Annotated in this window: 17 protein-coding genes and 1 tRNA gene; 9 read left to right on the top strand and 9 right to left on the bottom strand. The window is 59.3% G+C overall.

The genetic code is table 11. The features are described 5' to 3' along the window. Window positions 1-35: 35 nt before the first annotated feature. From HQ945_RS08810 to HQ945_RS08790, 5 genes are all read right to left on the bottom strand, one after another. Window positions 36-536, bottom strand: coding sequence for a DUF2243 domain-containing protein (locus HQ945_RS08810; protein WP_174207982.1), 501 nt, complete (start codon window positions 534-536; stop codon window positions 36-38). Window positions 537-552: 16 nt separating this feature from the next. Then, on the bottom strand, window positions 553-1,596 hold the full coding sequence (gene ligD, locus HQ945_RS08805) for a non-homologous end-joining DNA ligase (protein ID WP_174207981.1): 1,044 nt from the start codon (window positions 1,594-1,596) through the stop codon (window positions 553-555). 251 nt (window positions 1,597-1,847) lie between these two features. After that, a complete protein-coding gene (locus tag HQ945_RS08800) occupies window positions 1,848-2,303 on the bottom strand; it encodes a hypothetical protein (protein WP_174207980.1) in 456 nt (151 codons plus the stop codon). A 144-nt stretch (window positions 2,304-2,447) separates the two neighbouring features. Beyond that, complete coding sequence (locus tag HQ945_RS08795) at window positions 2,448-2,702, bottom strand: hypothetical protein (protein WP_174207979.1); 255 nt, start codon at window positions 2,700-2,702, stop codon at window positions 2,448-2,450. A 348-nt stretch (window positions 2,703-3,050) separates the two neighbouring features. Further along, complete coding sequence (locus tag HQ945_RS08790) at window positions 3,051-3,572, bottom strand: hypothetical protein (protein WP_174207978.1); 522 nt, start codon at window positions 3,570-3,572, stop codon at window positions 3,051-3,053. A 111-nt stretch (window positions 3,573-3,683) separates the two neighbouring features. On the opposite strand from HQ945_RS08790, the gene HQ945_RS08785 reads away from it, so the two are divergent. After that, window positions 3,684-3,769 (top strand) — tRNA-Leu (locus HQ945_RS08785). 87 nt (window positions 3,770-3,856) lie between these two features. Further along, window positions 3,857-5,362, top strand: coding sequence for an ArnT family glycosyltransferase (locus HQ945_RS08780; RefSeq protein ID WP_174207977.1), 1,506 nt, complete (start codon window positions 3,857-3,859; stop codon window positions 5,360-5,362). A gap of 5 nt (window positions 5,363-5,367) precedes the next feature. Here the strand turns inward: HQ945_RS08780 and HQ945_RS08775 are convergent, their stop codons facing one another. The 3 genes from HQ945_RS08775 to HQ945_RS08765 all read right to left on the bottom strand — a co-directional run bounded on the left by HQ945_RS08775 (window position 5,368) and on the right by HQ945_RS08765 (window position 8,389). Continuing rightward, window positions 5,368-6,870: a tripartite tricarboxylate transporter permease gene (locus tag HQ945_RS08775; RefSeq protein ID WP_027231553.1), complete on the bottom strand. Its 1,503-nt coding sequence runs from the start codon at window positions 6,868-6,870 to the stop codon at window positions 5,368-5,370. A 7-nt stretch (window positions 6,871-6,877) separates the two neighbouring features. Beyond that, complete coding sequence (locus tag HQ945_RS08770; protein WP_174207976.1) at window positions 6,878-7,339, bottom strand: tripartite tricarboxylate transporter TctB family protein; 462 nt, start codon at window positions 7,337-7,339, stop codon at window positions 6,878-6,880. Between the two features lie 72 nt (window positions 7,340-7,411). Next, window positions 7,412-8,389: a tripartite tricarboxylate transporter substrate binding protein BugD gene (locus tag HQ945_RS08765; protein ID WP_091921795.1), complete on the bottom strand. Its 978-nt coding sequence runs from the start codon at window positions 8,387-8,389 to the stop codon at window positions 7,412-7,414. Between the two features lie 259 nt (window positions 8,390-8,648). Between HQ945_RS08765 and ade the strand changes: the two genes are divergently transcribed. From ade to HQ945_RS08745, 4 genes are read left to right on the top strand one after another with little or no spacing between them, the layout of a single operon-like run. Next, the gene (ade, locus tag HQ945_RS08760) at window positions 8,649-10,463 is read left to right on the top strand and encodes an adenine deaminase (RefSeq protein WP_113280679.1); all 1,815 of its coding nucleotides are present in this window, start codon (window positions 8,649-8,651) and stop codon (window positions 10,461-10,463) included. Next, window positions 10,460-11,719, top strand: coding sequence for a threonine ammonia-lyase IlvA (gene ilvA, locus HQ945_RS08755; RefSeq protein WP_113280680.1), 1,260 nt, complete (start codon window positions 10,460-10,462; stop codon window positions 11,717-11,719). The genes ade and ilvA overlap by 4 nt, the downstream gene beginning before the upstream one ends. Then, window positions 11,719-12,267 carry a DUF1697 domain-containing protein gene (locus HQ945_RS08750; RefSeq protein WP_113280681.1) on the top strand — a complete coding sequence of 183 codons (549 nt, stop codon included), beginning with the start codon at window positions 11,719-11,721 and terminating at the stop codon, window positions 12,265-12,267. Before ilvA ends, HQ945_RS08750 begins: the two co-directional genes overlap by 1 nt. After that, window positions 12,264-12,800, top strand: coding sequence for a DUF1697 domain-containing protein (locus HQ945_RS08745; RefSeq protein ID WP_113280682.1), 537 nt, complete (start codon window positions 12,264-12,266; stop codon window positions 12,798-12,800). The genes HQ945_RS08750 and HQ945_RS08745 overlap by 4 nt, the downstream gene beginning before the upstream one ends. Here HQ945_RS08745 and HQ945_RS08740 read toward each other — a convergent pair. After that, window positions 12,776-14,224: an aminotransferase-like domain-containing protein gene (locus HQ945_RS08740; RefSeq protein WP_113280683.1), complete on the bottom strand. Its 1,449-nt coding sequence runs from the start codon at window positions 14,222-14,224 to the stop codon at window positions 12,776-12,778. The two genes, HQ945_RS08745 and HQ945_RS08740, sit on opposite strands and share 25 nt — an antisense overlap. 92 nt (window positions 14,225-14,316) lie before the next feature. Between HQ945_RS08740 and HQ945_RS08735 the strand changes: the two genes are divergently transcribed. The 3 genes from HQ945_RS08735 to HQ945_RS08725 all read left to right on the top strand — a co-directional run bounded on the left by HQ945_RS08735 (window position 14,317) and on the right by HQ945_RS08725 (window position 18,164). Continuing rightward, window positions 14,317-15,180: a DMT family transporter gene (locus tag HQ945_RS08735; protein ID WP_113280773.1), complete on the top strand. Its 864-nt coding sequence runs from the start codon at window positions 14,317-14,319 to the stop codon at window positions 15,178-15,180. Window positions 15,181-15,302: 122 nt separating this feature from the next. Beyond that, window positions 15,303-16,490, top strand: coding sequence for an HPP family protein (locus tag HQ945_RS08730; protein ID WP_162737191.1), 1,188 nt, complete (start codon window positions 15,303-15,305; stop codon window positions 16,488-16,490). A 339-nt stretch (window positions 16,491-16,829) separates the two neighbouring features. Continuing rightward, a complete protein-coding gene (locus HQ945_RS08725) occupies window positions 16,830-18,164 on the top strand; it encodes a DEAD/DEAH box helicase (protein ID WP_051615001.1) in 1,335 nt (444 codons plus the stop codon). Window positions 18,165-18,170: the final 6 nt, after the last annotated feature.

The raw sequence follows: 18,170 nt of genomic DNA, 5'->3' as shown, positions 1-18,170 counted from the left end.
GCAAAGCCGAACTCTGGACCCGGCGGTTTTGTCTGTCAAACACTTGGCCCAGGCTGCGGTTCACGCAAACCTTGGCGCAAAAGCACGAATCCCACGAGCAACATCGCCGCTCCCCAGAGCAGAAAGCCGATATCCCAATAAATCCACTGATCACGGGGAACGGTTTCGTTCACGTGATGCAATCCGAGTACGTGATGGTCGACCACGCCTTCAACCAGGTTGAAGAGCCCGAACCCCATCAGCATCGTCGCGAAAAGCAGTTTGGACGACCACCAGAAATGCGGCTTTCGTGCCTGGTGCCAAAGAACAAGCAGCCCTGAAGCCGTGATGATATAGGTCGCTGCATGGAAGAGCCCGTCCAGCATGGTATTAAGCTCAAGATTTTCAAGCGTGTTGGCAGGGTAGCCGGCGCTCGTTACCATGTGATGCCACTGCAATATCTGATGCAGCACGATACCGTCGAAAAAACCACCCAAGCCCAGCCCCAAAAGGATGCCGGGTGAAGTTGGGAAAGGGCGTTCAGATGGTGGCGTCACAAGAAAACCCTATATTTTAGAGACTACTCAAGTCCAACACGTCCGCATGATCCTCGACCTGGCGGATGCCTTTGAACGAGGGGTGCCGCAGATGTCCATCATGGGTCCAGGCGCTAAAGTTCACTTCGGCCACAAGCGTAGGCTCGACGAAAACGAGGTTTTTGCCTTTGATCGGGACGGCTGGTTTGTCGACGCGCATTCCGTCAAGTTGGACGCGGAGATCACGCGCAAGCTTTGCTGAGAAGCCGGTTCCCACGTTACCGGCATAGACCAGCTCGTCGCCTCTTCGGGCTGCGAGTAGCAAGCTGGCGATCGAGCCGCGCACCTTGATGCTAGGCTCATACCCGATCACGGCGAAGGTCTCGCTGGCGACGCATTTGATCTTGAGCCAGTCGCCGGTGCGGCCTGATCGATATGGAGCGTCCTTGTGCTTGGCGATGATGCCTTCAAGCCCATGCTGGCAGGCGTGGCGCAACATAGCTTCGCCGTCGCTGTCGATCTCTTCTGAAAGGCGGATGGCGCCTGTCTCACCTTCCAACAGTTTGCCAAGCATGTGCCGGCGGGAAGAGAGCTCGAGCGGGGTCAGATCGTGGCCGTCGAAATAGAGAAGATCGAACGCATAGAACACCGCCTCCTTGGCAGCGCGTGTTGCCTTACGGCCACCTAGGGCACGCTGGAGCAAACCAAAGTTGGGAAGGCCCTGCGTATCGAGCACGACAGCTTCCCCGTCGAGGATCATGGTGGAGCCAAGTTCCTTTGCGGCATCGGCGATGGATGGGAAATAGGAGGTCCAGTCGTGACCTCCGCGCGTGATGATGCGGACGCCGGTCGGCTCGACGTGAACAGCGAGCCGGTAGCCATCCCATTTGACTTCAAAAGCCCACTCCGGGCCGCGCGGTGGCTTCGTTTTCAGCAGCGCCAGGCAAGGCTCTATGCGCTCGGGCATGGGATCAAAAGGTAGGTGCGGCGCCTTCTTGTCAAACTTCGGCCTGGGCTTGCCCTTCACTAATTCGGGCCCATCCACGGATAGCCCTATCGACTTTGACGATTTTGCTGCCATTCGAACACCTACTTTGATGCAACTCCAGTCCAAACGACGCGAGACCTTGTTCGTTCCTAAAGAGCCGAGACGCTAATTCTTTATCTTTTGCCGGAACAGTAAGCACCCGACTCTCTTACAGTCATAGCAAGGAACGCACGTGTCAGACGAAACGAAGAAACGCATTCGAAACATCCGAGCTCAAGTCATGCTGCAGGGGTACCAAGACGCCGTGCGCACGGCTAGCGCTTCTGTTCCTACAGACGCAGTATTCAAGAATCTGTTGCGGCGATTGGAAGAGAGCGAGAACGCACAAACTCCGAGTCCGAAGCAACGCGAATAGTGCGAATTCTCACGATCGAACGTGAGCCGAGTATGGCGAGCAGCTTTAAGTCCGTACGCATGATCTGACCGTCACGCAGCTCAAAAATCCCATCTCTGCCGCCTTGGGAAAAGAATTCATCCTTGATATCCGACCATCGGCCCATGAATGCCCCGCAGTCGCTGCAAAAGATCGGACTGTTGCTTAAAGCGGTTTCCGGAATGCTCAGATAGATGGTCTCGCACTCCTCGCACTGCAGTCTTCCGTTGATCGTTTGGGGCATTACGTCCTTGAACGTTAGAGAAATTGAGGCGGCTCCGGTTGATTCAATCCATCCGGAGAATTTGTCCTTCTCGCAGTACGAACACGCCGTGGCTGCCGCCCTGTCGGTAAAAATCGTGTTCAAGCTCGGCCCAAGTGCCCAAATATTGATGACAGGAACTGCACTCGATTGGCGTGCTCCCGGTAGCCTGCTCCGTAAGTGTCAAATAGATAGTGTGGCAGCGCGGGCATTCGAGCTTGTGATCGAGGCGGGTAGGCGGGGTGCTACTCATGGCGTGGCCCCTTGATGGCGCAGCGCCATGACTTGTGCGATCAGTTTCTCCTGGTAAGCCGCTGCGGATGCAATCGCTTCATCGTCGCGCATGCCCTGATCAAACAGGGTCATGACACGGCGGGCCAGTCTCTCTGCAAGTTTTCCCTTTGGGCTGCGGCCAAGCTCCCTTGACGCCTTGAGCAGAGCGGTCTGCATAAGGCTCCAATCCTGTGATGAATAAAAAATGAGGCTCTTTTTTCGGCGATCCACAATGGAGCTCCCCTTTAGAATTGGGCGGGAGCGCATTGCATCTCTCAAACGTCAGCGGCCATAAATGCCTGACGACCTTGAAAGTGTTGACCTATGGATGGGGTTTGTCAATCGAATCCCAAAAGCGCAGGAGCTGCCGCGGTTTGCCGAGTGACCAACTTCAGAAAAAGGTGCCTATTCACTCACGCGTAACGGTCAAGCTGGAACTTATCTCACGAAGACGTGTTCATGAGGTTCAAGCGAGCGGCGACATATGAGTCCAGACAAAGACAACAAAGATAGGAAATCGGCCAAGTCGCTGCGCAGGAACATGTCCAAGTCCGAATTTCAGGAGGGCGTCCACTCCGGTCACGTGCCTATCCCCTGACGATGTTTTCGCGGAATTGCTTCGCCGCTTGGATGATGCAGAGCGAGACCAGAGTTAGAAGTCGGCTCAAAGGAGCAGGGGCTCTTCTGCCGTGTCAGCGTCAAGCAGAACCAATTTGTCATCAGCAAGTGGCCGCTGCAGCGGTCGACCCGCCCGCTGCGAAGGTCCTCGACGAGCACGGCATGCTGCTTCGGGTTGCTATGCCGCAACAACCAGAGCTGCGCTGATCGTTGGTCATGCGGCCATTCTTGCGGATCGGTCTTGCCCCTCTCGGTCGTCAAGAAGTGCGCCAGGCGCTGCTCAACCATCTGGATGGCATCCAGGCGCGTCCAGCAGGTGTCCGAAGTGGCATCCCCGATTTGCATATTGACCGACCAGATTGAAACCCCGCTCGAGTCTTTGCTGCGGTAGATACGTGCGATCGTGATGTTCTCGACGTAGGCGCAGAAGTCGTAAGGAAGTTCATCGCCACCGATAACCGTTCGTTTCCAAGTGATGTGCATGGCTGAACCTAGCCGATTGGGAACGCTCGGTGAACATCAAATTGCACAACGCTTTTTATGTTGTGCAACCTTGCTTTCTAAGATTGCTCTAAGTAATTGAATTTCTGTCGTGCGGACGTGGCGAAACTGGTAGACGCAAGGGACTTAAAATCCCTCGGCCATAGGTCATGCGGGTTCGATCCCCGCCGTCCGCACCATGCACGCTTGCGTGAGGCGAGGCATGGCGGGTGGATTTGGTATCCAACATCGCATAAAAGCGGCACTTCCAACGCCAAGAGAAGATGATGCCGGCCATTTCAGCACAGACCCCGACCACCAGGATCAAGTCATTCGCCGCGCGCAATCCAGCGATGCTGTTCGTGCTGTGCTATTTCGCCTTCCAGATATTCTTCCTGACGATGATCTCGAATGGCGCAGGGGTCGATGACGCCGAGCAGCTCGCCTATGTCGGTGCCTTGCAGTGGGGCTATGGCGGCTCGCAAGCGCCGCTCTATACGTGGATCAACAGCATTGCCGGCGATGTTCTCGGCATCAGCCTCTTTACGATTTATCTCGTCAAATTCAGCATGCTCGCGAGCCTCTTTGCCAGCGTTTATTTCGGCGCGAGGCTTCTCGGGCTGTCGCGCATGGTCGCCGCCGCAGGTATGCTGGGTATGTTCATGCTGCCGCAAATCTCATGGGAATCGCAGCGCACGCTCACCCACTCCGTCGGCGGAACGACCGGTTGCGCCTGGGCTTTCCTCGCATTTGCCTGGCATATGAAGTCGCGGTCATGGCATTCGGCGGCACTGCTCGGGCTCGGCATCGCCGCCGGCCTTCTAGGCAAATTCAATGCAAGTTTCTTTCTTATCGCTTTGATTTTGGCTGGTCTTTCCATACCGTCCTATCGTGCCGTGCTGCTTTCGCGTTCAACACTCGCTGCGGTCCTCGCCTTCATAGCTTCCGTCATACCGACGGGCCTTTGGGCGCTCGCCCATACCGAAAACCTGCTCGCCCGGACGCACAAATTCGAAATGAACGCGGGCGGCCATTTTCTCCTCAGCCGTCTTCACGGTGAATGGAAGGTGTTCCTCAACAGCGTGCTTTTCTCAGGCGTCGCGCTGGCGTTCTTCGGCATTGCCTGGTGGCGCAGCCGCCGCGACCGGGTGACTGCGCGCTCCAGCGCGACCGATGCGGAAAAGTTTGTTGCGCGGCTCATCTGGTTCGCGCTCGCATGCGTTGCGGTCGGGGTCTTGGTCAGCGGCGCTGCCGAGGTCAAGGATCGCTGGCTGCAGCCGGTCCTGTTCCTGTCGCCCTTGTATCTTGCCGTGCTGCTCGACCGGTTTATCAGATCCGATCTTCCCCTGAAGCGCTTTGCGGTGGTCGGGGCGATCTGCGGCCTCATCGTCATTCCGGGCCTCGCCATCAACATGCTCTACGCCCGCGACGGTGAAGATCCCTATATCGGCGAACTCGACTATGCGAAGCTTTTTGCCACGACGCGCGCCGAGGGCAACTATCAGTCGGTTGTTTCCGACGGCCCGCAATTTCCCGGCAATTTGCGGCTTTATGATACGTCACTAACGCCTGTGCACATGGAAATGCCGAACGCCTCGGCGCGCATCAAGTTTCCTGCGCTCTTCGTCTGGTTCGGCGAGGATCTCAATCCTGGCGTCATGGCCTTGATGAGCGCTGCCGGCGTGCCCACACCGCCCACGGATGTGCGGCACATTTCGCTCAACTTCAGGAATTATCCGGATCGGAACGAGGCCGTCAGCTACGTCCTCGTTCCAGGTCCGGCAAAGCCTTAGGCACCTCAATCCTCGACGAACACCTCGTCGCGCTTCTTGCGGATGCTCGGCAGCAGCACGACGACGAGGACGGCAGCCGCAAGGAGCAGCAGACCGAGGCTCAGCGGCCGCGTCACGAATGTCGTCGGGTCGCCGCGCGACATGATCATGGCGCGGCGAAGGTGTTCTTCCAGCAGCGGTCCGAGCACGAAGCCGAGGAGAAGCGGCGCCGGTTCGCAGCGCAGTTTCGAAAGCCCGTAACCGAGAAGCCCGAAAAAGGCGACGGCGTAGAGATCGAATACATTGGAATTGACGCTGTAAACGCCGATCGAGCAGAACGCGATGATCGCAGGGAAGAGCATGTAATAGGGAATGGTCAGCAGCTTCACCCAAAGACCGATCAGCGGCAGATTGAGCAGGATCAGCATGAGATTGCCGATCCACATGGACGCGATGATGCCCCAGAACAACGCCGGCTGTTCCGTGGCGACATTCGGGCCGGGAACGATGCCTTGAATGATCATCGCGCCGATCATCAGCGCCATGACCGGATTGGCAGGAATACCTAGGGTCAGCATCGGAATGAACGACGTTTGCGCGCCGGCATTATTGGCGGATTCCGGTCCTGCAACGCCGGCAATCGCGCCCTTGCCGAACTCTTCCGGCGTCTTCGAGATACGCTTTTCCACCGTATAGGAGGCGAATGAAGCGAGAATTGCGCCGCCCCCGGGCAGGATGCCCAGTGCCGAACCGATGGCCGTGCCGCGCAGAATCGGCGCAGTCATCGCCTTCCAGTCCTCGCGCGTCGGCCAGAGATTGGTCACTTTCTTGATCATGACGTCGCGCTCATGCTCGTTTTCGAGATTGCGCAGAATCTCGGCGATGCCGAACACACCGACGGCGAGGGCGACGAAATTCAGGCCATCCGAGAGTTCGAGGATCCCGAGGTTGAACCTCGGCGTACCCGTATAAATATCGGTGCCGACAAGTCCAAGCAGGAGCCCGAGAACGACCATTCCGAGCGCCTTGATGACCGAGCCATGGGCAAGCGCGATGGAAGAGACGAGGCCGACGATCATCAGCGAGAAATATTCGGCTGAACCGAATTGCAGCGCCACGGCGGTGAGCGGCGGCGCAAAGACGGCGACAAGTATCGTCGAAACGGTACCGGCGAAGAACGAGCCAATGGCGGCGATAGCGAGCGCTGCGCCGGCGCGGCCCTTGCGCGCCATCTGGTAGCCGTCGATGGCGGTGACGGCCGAGGACGATTCCCCCGGCATGTTGATCAGGATTGCCGTCGTCGAGCCGCCATACTGCGCGCCGTAGTAGATGCCGGCGAGCATGATCAGCGAGGAGACCGGCTCGAGCTGGAATGTGAGCGGCAGAAGCATGGCGATCGTCGCGGTCGCGCCGATGCCCGGCAATACGCCGATCAGCGTGCCGAGAATAACGCCGATCAGGCAGAACAACAGGTTCCACGGGTGTCCCGCGGTAACGAAGCCAAGCGTGAGATTGTCGATCAGTTCCATCTTGGCCTCACTGTCCGAGCCAGGGGCCGAACCGCCGGAAGGGCAGGCCAAGCGCGTAGCTGAAAACGACTACCGAAAAAAGCGTCAGCCCGCTGACGAGGAGAAGGGCGGTTCCAGGCCGCATCTTCGAGCTGGCGAAGGCGGCGAGCAGGCCGGACAAGAACAGGGAAGGCACAAAGCCAAGTCCGCGCACCGTGAGGCCGAAAAGAATGGGAGCTGGCAGGATGAAAAGCATGCCGCGCCAGGCGATCGGGCCCATCGGCTCATGCTCGACCTGCGTGCCCTGGATGATCACGATGATCCCGAAAATGACGAGCAGGCCGGCGAGGACCAGAGGGAAATAGCCCGGACCCATCTTGAAGGCCGTTCCGATATCGAGGCCATAGGCCTGAATTGCGAAGAAGAGACCGACTGCGATGAAAAACAGGCCGCATATCAGGTCGCGCATACTGAAACTTAAGGATTTCATATGTCCCCCGTACCAATAAATTCTTTGTAATGGGCCGGCTCAGGCCATGAGGACCTGAACCGGCGAATAGTTCTAGTCGGCGTACTGGCCCGCGGCCTCGATGATCGGCTTCCAGCGGGAAACTTCGCTTTCAAGCTTCGACTTGAGCCCGTCGGGCGTCGCCTCGGCGTCGGTGACCGGTACGGTGCCGAGTTCGGCAAAGCGAGCTACGACGTTCGGGTCTTTCAGCGCCTTCTGCAGCGATGCTGAGAGCTTCGCGGTGACATCCGCCGGCGTTCCCTTCGGAGCGTAGATGCCGTGCCAGATGCCGACCTGCAAGCCCGGCAAGCCAGCTTCCGCAACCGTCGGCAGATCGGGGAGGGCATCAAGGCGCTTGGCCGAGGTCACGGCATAGGCCTTGACCGTCGCGCCCTTGATCTGCTTGGTCGTGTTCGTGGTCTGGTCGCACATCAAATCGACCTGGCCGCCGAGAAGGTCGGTCATGGCAGGTCCGGTTCCCTTGTAAGGCACCGTTACCAGCGACGTCTTGATCTCGCTCATCAACAGCATGCCGCACAGATGCGAAGCTGCACCGATGCCCGCATTGGCGAGGGTAATCTTGTCAGCGTTGGCCTTCACGTATTCGACGAGGCCCTTCATGTCCGCTGGCTCGAAATCCTTCTTGGCGACAATGGTCATCGGCACGTCGGTGACGAGGCCGACATATTCGAAGGCGTTCAGCGTGTCATAGGGAAGCTTGCGGTACAGCGTGGCGCTCGTTGCCATGCCGATATGGTGCAGGAGGAGGGTGTAGCCGTCCGGATCAGCCTTGGCGACCTGCGAGGCGCCCAGCGTGCCGCCGGCGCCGCCTACGTTCTCAACAACGATCTGCTGGCCGAGATCCTTCGACATCGATTCGGCTACGAGGCGCGTAACGGTATCGGTGGGTCCGCCTGCCGCAAAGGGCACGACCATGGTTATGCTGCGCTCGGGATAGCCAGCGGCATTGGCGCCACCGGCGATAAGGGCGAAGGCAGCCGTGGCAGCCAGCGAAGAGATGAGTTTGTGCATCTTTGTTCCTCCCAGACGATTCTTGAAATTACTCGAAACGAACCATGGCGCCGAAGCTTGCCAATATCTTTCTCCTCCCGATATTGGCAGCGTCGCTTTCGGCGCGTAGCATCCAGTCTATCGGACGAAACCACGGCCGGTATGTCAAGCAATTCATGGGGTTCGTGAATATTTTTGACAGAGCGACTGTGAACAAACCCACTATGCCTTCGGCTTTAGTATAGGTTTGTTCGCACCACCAAGCATCAGAGGCAGTTTCATGGTCAAGCAAGCGAATCATGGCGGAAAGCCAAAGTCCTGGACGGAATCAGCATCCTTGCTGGTCGATGTCGCGATGGGCCGCAAACATGCCGATCTCGTGGTGCGTAATGGTCGCCTCGTCAGCGTTTATTCCGGTGAAATCATTGCAGGCATGGATATAGCCGTCGCCGCCGGCCGGTTCGCGTTTGTCGGGCACGGTGTCGAGCACTGTATCGGACCGAAGACTAAAGTGGTGGATGCGGGCGGGCGCTACCTCGTCCCTGGTCTTTGTGATGCGCACATGCACGTCGAAAGCGGCATGGTGACGGTGACCGAATTCACCCGCGCCGTCATACCCCATGGCACGACCTCGATGTTCATCGATCCGCACGAGATTGCCAATGTGCTCGGGCTCGAAGGCGTGCGCCTCATGCATGACGAAGCGCTCGCGATGCCGATCAACGTCCACGTGCAGATGCCGAGCTGCGTTCCGTCAGCCCCGGGCCTCGAAAATGCCGGCGCCGCCATCAGTCCGCACGATATCGAAGAAGCCATGACCTGGCCGAATATCATCGGTCTCGGCGAGGTAATGAATTTTCCGGGCGTCGCCAGCAACAATGCCACCATGCGCGGCGGCATTGATGCGACCATGAACGCCGGCAAGACGGTGGGCGGTCATTTCGCCTCCCCCGAGCTTGGACGGGCTTTCCACGGCTATGTTGCAGGCGGCCCGGAGGACGATCATGAAGGAACGCGCATGGACGATGCAATTGCGCGCGTCCGCCAGGGCATGCGCGCCATGCTGCGGCTTGGCTCTGCCTGGTATGACGTTGCCAGCCAGATCAAGGCAGTGACCGAGCAGGGGCTCGATCCGCGCAATTTCATTCTTTGCACCGATGACAGCCATTCGGGAACGCTGGTGCATGAAGGTCATATGGACCGCGTCGTTCGCCATGCGATCGCGCAGGGCCTGAAGCCAGTGACCGCCATCCAGATGGCAACGTTAAACACCGCCCAGCATTTCCGCCTTGAGCGCGAGATCGGCTCCATCACCCCGGGACGCCTTGCGGATTTCCTCATCGTTTCGGATCTTGCCAATCTGACCATCGACCGCGTCTATGCGCGTGGCAGGCATGTGGCCGAAAAGGGTAAGCTCCTCGCCGAGATCCCGCCATACAACTATCCGGCGTTCGCCAAGAACACGATCAAGCTGGGCAAGAAGCTTACGGCGAAAGACTTTGACATCAAGGCGCCGAAGCCCGCAAAGCATGTCACGGCCAGGGTGATTGGAGTGATCGAGAACCAGGCGCCGACACGTGCGCTTGAAGCCGATCTTACGGTCTCCGACGGTATCGTGCAGATGGACCGGCGCAACGATGTCTGCCAGATCGCGCTGGTCGAGCGCCATCGCGGTACCGGCGCAGTGGTCAACGGTTTCGTTTCAGGCTTCGGCTATACGCTCGATTGCGCCATGGCATCCACGGTCGCACATGACAGCCACCACATGATCGTTGTCGGCACGAACAAGGAAGACATGGCCAAGGCTGCCAATCGGCTGGGCCAGGTCGGCGGCGGCGTAGTGCTGTTCTCGAAGGGGCGTGAGCTGGCGCTGGTCGAGATGCCGATTGCCGGCCTGATGTCGGATCAGCGGGCCGAGGTCGTTGCCGAGCAGGCGGACAAACTGGTCAAGGCCATGCGCGCCATGGGCTGCAGCCTCAACAACGCCTATATGCAGCATTCCTTGCTCGCTCTCGTCGTGATACCGGAATTGCGCATTTCCGATGTCGGCATTATCGACGTCAGGACATTCGAGAAGGTTGACCTGTTCCTATGACTGCATTCATCAAGGCCGTGGAGCGCGCGGCAGAAAAAATGCGCGCCCTTTTTCCAGAAACGCCGCTGCAACTCAATCACTATCTGTCCCACAAGTATGGTGCGCAGATCTGGCTTAAACGCGAGGACCTGTCGCCGGTTCGCTCCTATAAAATCAGGGGCGCGTTCAATTTTATCGCGCATTACCTGAACGAGCACAAAGGCGAAGACATCAGCTTTGTCTGCGCCTCGGCGGGCAATCATGCGCAGGGTTTCGCTTTCATCTGCCGGAATTTCGGCAAGAAGGGCGTCGTGTTCATGCCGGTGACGACACCGCAGCAGAAGATCGACAAGACGCGTACCTTCGGCGGCGAGTTTATCGAAATCCGTCTTGTCGGCGACATATTCGACCAATGCTATGTCGCCGCGCAGGATTATGCCGCCGAAACGGGTGCCGTCATGGTGCCGCCATTCGACCACAACGACATCATCACCGGACAGGCGACGGTCGCGTTCGAGATTGCCCATCAGCTACCGGACAAGCGTTTGCCGGATTTGATGATCCTCCCCGTCGGCGGGGGTGGCTTATCTGGCGGCGTTACCCGCTATCTCGGCGAACTCGGCTGGGAAACGCGCTTTCGCTTCGTTGAGCCGGCTGGCGCGCCGAGCCTCAAGCGGAGTCTCGAGGCGGGCAAGCGCGTCAAGCTCGACACCGTCGACAATTTTGTCGATGGCGCGGCGGTGGCCGAGATCGGGCGTGAAAATTTCAAGATTCTCAAAGGCTTCACAGCGGACGCTGTGACTTTGATTCCGGAAAACCGCCTGAGTTCGACGATCCTTGAAATGCTCAACATCGAAGGCATCGTACTGGAGCCGGCCGGTGCGCTCGCCATCGACTCGCTCAAGGACTTCAAGAAGAGCGAACTCAAGGGGAAGCGGATCATCCTCGTGGTTTCAGGCAGCAACTTCGATTTCGAGCGGCTTCCGGAACTGAAGGAGCGATCGCTGCGCTATGAAGGTCTGAAGAAGTATTTCATCTTCCGTTTTCCGCAGCGGCCCGGCGCATTGCGCTCGTTTCTCGATCTTCTCGGGCCTGAGGATGACGTCGCGCGCTTCGAATATCTGAAGAAATCGGCGCGAAACTTCGGCTCGGTACTGATTGGCATCGAGACCAAGAACAAGGTCAATTTCGATATTCTGTTCAAACGCTTCGATGAGGCGGGCTGGGCCTATCAGGATATTACCGACAATGAGGCGATTGCCGGACTGATCATCTGATGACGACCTATATCGTCCTGTTCCGTGGCGTGGGCGGAGCAACCTTGTTGCCCGTCAAGCCGCTGAAGGACGCGCTGGTCGATGCCGGCCTCGACAAGGTCGCCACCTATATCAATACGGGCAATGTCGTTTTGGTGTCGGAGCTTCAGCGGCAAACCATCTTGCAAAGAGTGGCGTCTATCGCACTGGAAAACTTTGCGTTCTCCAAGGCAATCATGATCCTCGACCGGCAGGAATGGTCGAGCCTCATTGCCGGCAATCCGTTCCCGCAGCACGCGGCCGAGGGCAACAAACTCCACGCGTTCATTCTGGAGAAGGAGCCTGAAAAGGAGGCGGTCCAGGCCCTTGAGCGGAAGGCGGCGGGGTTGCCGGAACAATTCAAAATTCTGGGCAAGGTCCTTTACTACTATCCGCCGCAGGGGGCATCGCAGTCGAAACTGCATGGCAAAATTGAATCGACGCTGAAGGTTGCCGCGACGGCGCGCAATTGGAATACAGTGTTGAAATTGGGGGATCTGGCCGAGCGGCTGGAGGGGGGAACGCAATGACGGTCTATATCGCGCTGTTTCGCGGGATCAATGTCGGGGGCAACAAGCTTGTCAAAATGGAGACGTTGCGCAGCGCGCTGGAGGAGGCGGGTCTGGCGGACGTGACGACGTATATTCAGAGCGGCAATGTCGTCTTCAAATCGAACCAGACGGCAGCGCGTATCGAAAAGATGATTGCGGATCTCTTTCCAAAGACGTTTGGCTTTGAGTCTCGCGTCTCGCTTCGCAGCATCGACGAATGGAATTGCATGGTCGCGAAGAATCCCTATCCGCAGGCCAAGGAAAACCCGAAATCGCTGCATGCAGTAATCCTTGATAGCGAACCGACAGATGCTGCCCTTACAGAGCTTGAGACGAGGGCAAGCGGTTCCGAGAGCTTCACCGTCAGTAATCGCGTGCTCTATCTCTATACGCCCGACGGTTTCGGCACCTCGGAGCTGGCCGAAGCGCTCGACAAGGTTTTGAAAGTGCCGCTGACGGCGCGCAACTGGCGCACGGTTCTGACGCTTCAGGAGATGGCAGGCGCCATCTGAGCCCGAGCGAGCGAATCCTCCAGCGTCCGGAAAATGCGCGGGTCGGAACATTGCGCAACATTGAAGCGCATGTAGGCATTTGCTCCGGGCGAGGGACTGAACACCTGCCCGGGTGCGAAGATCACGCCTTCGGTTAGCCCGTACTGCGCGACTGCCGCCGCATCCGCACCTTGCGGCAGCTTGCACCACACGAACATGCCGCCGCGCGGTTCGATCCACGGCGTAACGCCCATGGATTTCAACCGGGAGAGGGTTTCACCCATGCTGCGCGCCAGGCGCGTGCGCAATCCATCGATGTGCTTGCGATAGCCGCCATCCTTGAGCATCAGGTAGACCAGTTCCGCGGAAATGCGGCCAGCGCCGAAGGAGGTCGCGACACGCAGGTCCACCAGAGCCTCGACCCAATCACGGCGCGCAGCGACGAAGCCACAGCGCACCGATGCGGATAGCGACTTCGAGAAACTGCCGATGTGGATCACCCGTTCGAGACCGTCGAATGCGGCAAGACGGGGAGCGGACTCGTGCTCGAAATCGGCAAAGATATCGTCCTCGACGATGGTCAGGCCGTATTGCTCGGCAAGCTTCAGCAGGCGGTGGGCGACGACTGGCGAGAGGGTCGCTCCGGTGGGATTGTGCAATGCCGCGTTGGTGATGTAGAGGCGCGGCCTGTTCGCCTCGAGTGCAGCGGCAAAGCGTTCAAGATCGGGACCCGACGGCGTAAAGGGCACGCCTATGATCCTGGCACGGTGCGCTTTGAGCAGGGCGTGAAAGTTGAAGTAGCAGGGATCGTCCACAATAACCGCATCGCCGGGTTCGATGAGGAACCGGCAGATCAAATCGATCGCCTGCGTACCTGACTCTGTCAGCATGATCTGGTCCAGCGCTGCCTCGATCCCATGGTCGGCCATGCGGCGCGAAAGCAGTTGCCGCAGGGGATGCAGCCCGAGAGGCGAGGCGTAATCGGTGATGGCAGAAGTCTCGCCCCGCGCCAGTGTCCGCAAGGCCCTGCGGATGCCGTCCTCGGGCATCCATTCGGCGGGAAGCCAGCCGCAGCCGGGCTTTGCCACGTCCTCGCCAGCCTCAAGCGACAGGCGCGACACCCATAGCGGGTCAATGGCACGGTCGAGGCGCGGGCCAATTTCTGTCAGGCTGAGCGGCGGCAGATGGCCGGCCACGTAGAAGCCCGAGCCTCTCCGCGACTGGATGGCACCTTCCGCGGTGAGCCGGTCATAGGCCTCGACAACTGTCGATTTCGAAACGCCCATTGTGGCTGCAAAGCTGCGAATCGATGGCAGCTTGGCTCCCGGTGCGAGCGTGCGCCGCATTACCCGCTGACGGATCTCGTCCATCACCCGTTCGACCAGCGTGCCCCGCGGGCCCGCAATGTGCGTGGTCACATCCATCTGTACTGCATTTGTATCCATTACAGTTTGACGAAATTGTACCGGACCGTCTCTGGAAAATCCATCCTTCCGACGCCAGAAAGTTCCCACAAATGCAGGCAGTGGGAATTAATATGGACAAGATGGCGAGCGGCTGGATCAACGGCTTCGTGGGCGTACTTATCTTCAGCGGATCGCTGCCGGCGACCCGCGCGGCCATATCCGGGTTCGATCCGATCTTTCTGACGGGGGCCCGGGCGACCATCGCGGCATTCCTCGGCTTGGCGCTGCTTCTCGCCTTTCGCGAAAAGCGTCCGGACAAGGCCGATCTTATTTCGCTTGTCGTGACCGCGCTTGGCGTCGTCGTCGGCTTTCCATTGTTGACCGCGCTGGCGCTCCGTCATGTCACGTCCGCGCATTCGATCGTCTTCATCGGCCTTCTGCCGCTCGCAACCGCCATTTTCGCAGTCTGGCGCGGCGGCGAGCGGGTACGCCCGCTGTTCTGGTTGTTTTCCTGCCTCGGCAGCCTGCTTGTCGTCGGTTTCGCTCTCACTCAGAACGTCAGCGCCTCACTCGTTGGCGACCTTTTGATGTTCACAGCAATTGTCGTGTGCGGTCTTGGCTATGCCGAAGGAGCAAAGCTTTCGCGCCGCCTTGGCGGCTGGCAGGTTATATGCTGGGCGCTTGTCATCTCGCTGCCGGTCATGTTGCCGCTAACGCTATACGTCATGCCCGGCGAGTGGCAGGGCATAAGCGGGCCTGCCTGGTTCGGCCTATTTTATGTCTCCCTGTTCTCGATGCTGATCGGCTTCATCTTCTGGTATCGCGGACTTGCACAGGGCGGCATTGCCGCAGTCGGACAACTGCAACTGCTGCAGCCCTTCTTCGGCCTCGTCCTTGCGGCAACCCTGCTCGGCGAGCATGTCGGCTGGCCGATGATTCTGGCAACGGTCGGCGTGATCGCCTGCGTTGTCGGCGCCAAGCGCTTTGCCCGATAGGTTGGACAGATTTTCTATTCCTGTGGGCCCACGCGCAAACTTATCCTTTGCCAGGGCCGCATCGACCGGTTATCGCCTGACGCACTCCTGTGATGCTGGATGCTGCACCCTCGATGAATGCCCTGGCTGATTACCTGAAGCGATTCCTGCCTCCGCTTGCCCCCGTGAGCGGCATGGAGCGCTTGCGCGCCTGCATCGGCGCGTTCCTCGGCATACTCGCAACCGGCATCGTCAGCGCGGCCGCCCTCGGCCCGACCTCCAGCGTTCCCTTGCTCATCGCGCCAATGGGCGCCTCGGCGGTGCTTCTCTTTGCCGTTCCGTCCAGTCCGCTGGCACAGCCCTGGTCGATCCTTTGCGGTAACATACTCGCCTGCCTGATCGGCGTGACCTGCGCTATCTGGATCCCCGACCCTGTCATTGCATCGGCCGCTGCCATAGGCGCGGCTATTGCCGTCATGATGCTGACGAAATCGCTGCATCCGCCAAGCGGAGCGGTTGCGCTGACTGCCGTATTGGGTGGGCCTGTCGTCCACGATCTCGGCTATAGCTTCGTCATCTGGCCGGTGGGCTTGAACTCGCTTCTGCTGCTCGTTATCGCCATCGCCTACAACAATTTGACGGGCCGGCGCTATCCGCATCTGGCGCCACCGGCGGCCAAGAATATCCACGATACCGCCGATCCAATTCCGTCGGAGCGCATTGGATTTACGCCCGGCGATCTTCGATTTGCGCTAGGCCAGCACGACGAACTGATCGATGTGAGCCCGGACGATCTCGATTCCATCCTGCATCGGGCGCAAATGCATGCCTATCATCGCCGCTTCGGCGAGATACGCTGCGAAGAGATCATGTCAAGCGACGTGGTGAGCGTCGCGCCCGAGACGTCCGTACTGCGTGCCTTTGCCCTGTTGCGCCGGCATCGGATAAAGGCACTGCCCGTCGTCAATACCGAGGGCAGGCTGATCGGTATCGTGACGCAAACGGATTTCATGCAGCGCGCCGCCTGGCCGTCCCGAACCGCGCTAAGACCGGGCATTGTCGGCAAGTTTGGCAGCATTCTTGGTGTCGCCCAAAAACAGCCGCGCGTGGTTGCGGACATCATGACGGCGCCGGTTCAGTTTGTCAGACCCGACACGCTTGTCACGGAACTCGTGCCGGCGATGGCCGATCGCGGCCTCCATCATTTGCCGGTCGCCGATGCGGAAGGGCACGTGTTGGGCATCGTTACCCAATCCGACCTTATCGCTGCGCTCTACGCGCGCAATCTCAACGACAGGCAGAAGCCCGAACCGCTTTCACTTGCCGGCTAACCGGCGCCGCAGACACTGTTTTTGCGCCGCACAATAATTCATTTGCATTTTCGCGCGATAAGGCCCATATGCGGTTCAGGCGCTTGGGCCGGTTTGATCCGGTCTTCCAGAATTTGGACTTGTGGCGTCTTCAGTCCCATCCGCAAAAGGCGATGGGCACGGCTGCGCAAGTCGCTTGGGCCCGCCAATCCGGCGGTGCTTCCCTCCGCGTCTCGTCGTTCATCCATAAATTGTGCATGCAGGTTGCGCCCTGCGATGCGTTTGTGACCCGCGAAGATTCGCGCCGGTCAGTGAAAGAAGATTGAATTGAACACTCCAGAAACAAACGGCTTTGCCGCAATGGGCCTGAACGTGGTCCTTCTCAAGGCCATCGAAGCGGCCGGCATGGCAGAGCCGAAACCAATCCAGGAACAGGCTATTCCGGCACAGGTGTCCGGCAAGGACATTCTCGGCATCGCCCAGACGGGTTCGGGCAAGACGGCTGCCTTCAGCCTGCCGATCCTGCAGAAGATCATGGGTCTTGGCGACAAGCGCAAGGGCAAGACTGCCCGCGCCCTCATTCTCGCCCCGACCCGCGAGCTTGCCGTGCAGATTGAAGAAACGATCCGCAAGCTCTCGAAGGGCGCGCATATTTCGACAGCGCTTGTTCTCGGCGGCGTCTCGCGCATATCCCAGATCAAGAAGATGCAGCCGGGCGTCGACGTCCTTATAGCAACGCCGGGCCGCTTGACCGATCTCGTGCGTGAAAACTGCATCGATCTTTCGGAGACGCGTTGGCTCGTCCTCGATGAAGCCGACCGCATGCTCGACATGGGTTTCATCAACGATGTGAAGCGCATCGCCAAGGGCACGCATCGCGACCGCCAGACCGCGCTTTTCTCGGCAACGATGCCCCAGGAAGTCGCCACGCTGGCCCAGGGCCTGTTGCGCGACCCGGTTCGCGTCGAAGTCGCGCCGCAGGGCACGACCGCGGCCGAGATCAAGCAGGTGGTACACGCCATTCCGACGAAGCAGAAAAAGCAGGTTCTTTCGGCAATGCTGAAGGACGAGGCGCTGGCTTCGGTCATCGTCTTCACCCGTACCAAGCACGGCGCGGATGCGGTAACGCGCGTCCTCGAGAAGGACGGCTATGAAGTTGCCGCCATTCACGGCAACAAGTCGCAGAATGCCCGCCAGCGGGCGTTGAACGGCTTCAAGGACGGTTCCGTTCGCATTCTCGTTGCGACCGATATCGCGGCGCGCGGCATTGACGTCGTCGGCATCAGCCATGTCATCAATTTCGACCTGCCGGATGAGCCCGAGAGCTACGTTCACCGCATTGGCCGTACCGGGCGTAACGGCGCATCGGGTTCGGCGATTACGCTTTACGATCCGGCCGAAGAGAGCGTCAAGCTGAAGGCGGTCGAACGGGTCACTCGCATGCGTTTGCCGATGGCCGATTCGCCGGTTGATCTCTCGAGCCTGCCGGCCCGTGCTGCCAATAGCGACCAGCGTCCGCCGCGCCGCGAAGGCGGCAGCGGTGCTCCGGGCAAGAAGCCGCATCGCGGTCAGGCAGCCAGCAAGCCGCGCGAGGCGCGTGGTGAGAAGATCTGGAGCAATGATGGTGGCGCCCCGGCGCAAAAGCGTCCGTTCCGCCGCAACAAGCGCCGCAGCTTTGGCGCCAAGGCTGCCTGAGCCTAG

The sequence above is a fragment of the Phyllobacterium pellucidum genome, from assembly GCF_013327855.1.
GTDB classification, from domain to species: Bacteria; Pseudomonadota; Alphaproteobacteria; order Rhizobiales; family Rhizobiaceae; genus Phyllobacterium; species Phyllobacterium pellucidum.
This window is presented reverse-complemented; position numbering and strand designations above follow the sequence as displayed.

Coding starts and splice junctions, on each gene's coding strand:
- ligD (WP_174207981.1), bottom strand. CDS start 1,596: ATGGCAGCAAAATCGTCAAAGTCGATAGGGCTATCCGTGGATGGGCCC.
- HQ945_RS08790 (WP_174207978.1), bottom strand. CDS start 3,572: ATGCACATCACTTGGAAACGAACGGTTATCGGTGGCGATGAACTTCCT.
- HQ945_RS08780 (WP_174207977.1), top strand. CDS start 3,857: ATGCCGGCCATTTCAGCACAGACCCCGACCACCAGGATCAAGTCATTC.
- HQ945_RS08775 (WP_027231553.1), bottom strand. CDS start 6,870: ATGGAACTGATCGACAATCTCACGCTTGGCTTCGTTACCGCGGGACAC.
- HQ945_RS08770 (WP_174207976.1), bottom strand. CDS start 7,339: ATGAAATCCTTAAGTTTCAGTATGCGCGACCTGATATGCGGCCTGTTT.
- HQ945_RS08765 (WP_091921795.1), bottom strand. CDS start 8,389: ATGCACAAACTCATCTCTTCGCTGGCTGCCACGGCTGCCTTCGCCCTT.
- ade (WP_113280679.1), top strand. CDS start 8,649: ATGGTCAAGCAAGCGAATCATGGCGGAAAGCCAAAGTCCTGGACGGAA.
- ilvA (WP_113280680.1), top strand. CDS start 10,460: ATGACTGCATTCATCAAGGCCGTGGAGCGCGCGGCAGAAAAAATGCGC.
- HQ945_RS08750 (WP_113280681.1), top strand. CDS start 11,719: ATGACGACCTATATCGTCCTGTTCCGTGGCGTGGGCGGAGCAACCTTG.
- HQ945_RS08745 (WP_113280682.1), top strand. CDS start 12,264: ATGACGGTCTATATCGCGCTGTTTCGCGGGATCAATGTCGGGGGCAAC.
- HQ945_RS08740 (WP_113280683.1), bottom strand. CDS start 14,224: ATGGATACAAATGCAGTACAGATGGATGTGACCACGCACATTGCGGGC.
- HQ945_RS08735 (WP_113280773.1), top strand. CDS start 14,317: ATGGACAAGATGGCGAGCGGCTGGATCAACGGCTTCGTGGGCGTACTT.
- HQ945_RS08725 (WP_051615001.1), top strand. CDS start 16,830: ATGGGCCTGAACGTGGTCCTTCTCAAGGCCATCGAAGCGGCCGGCATG.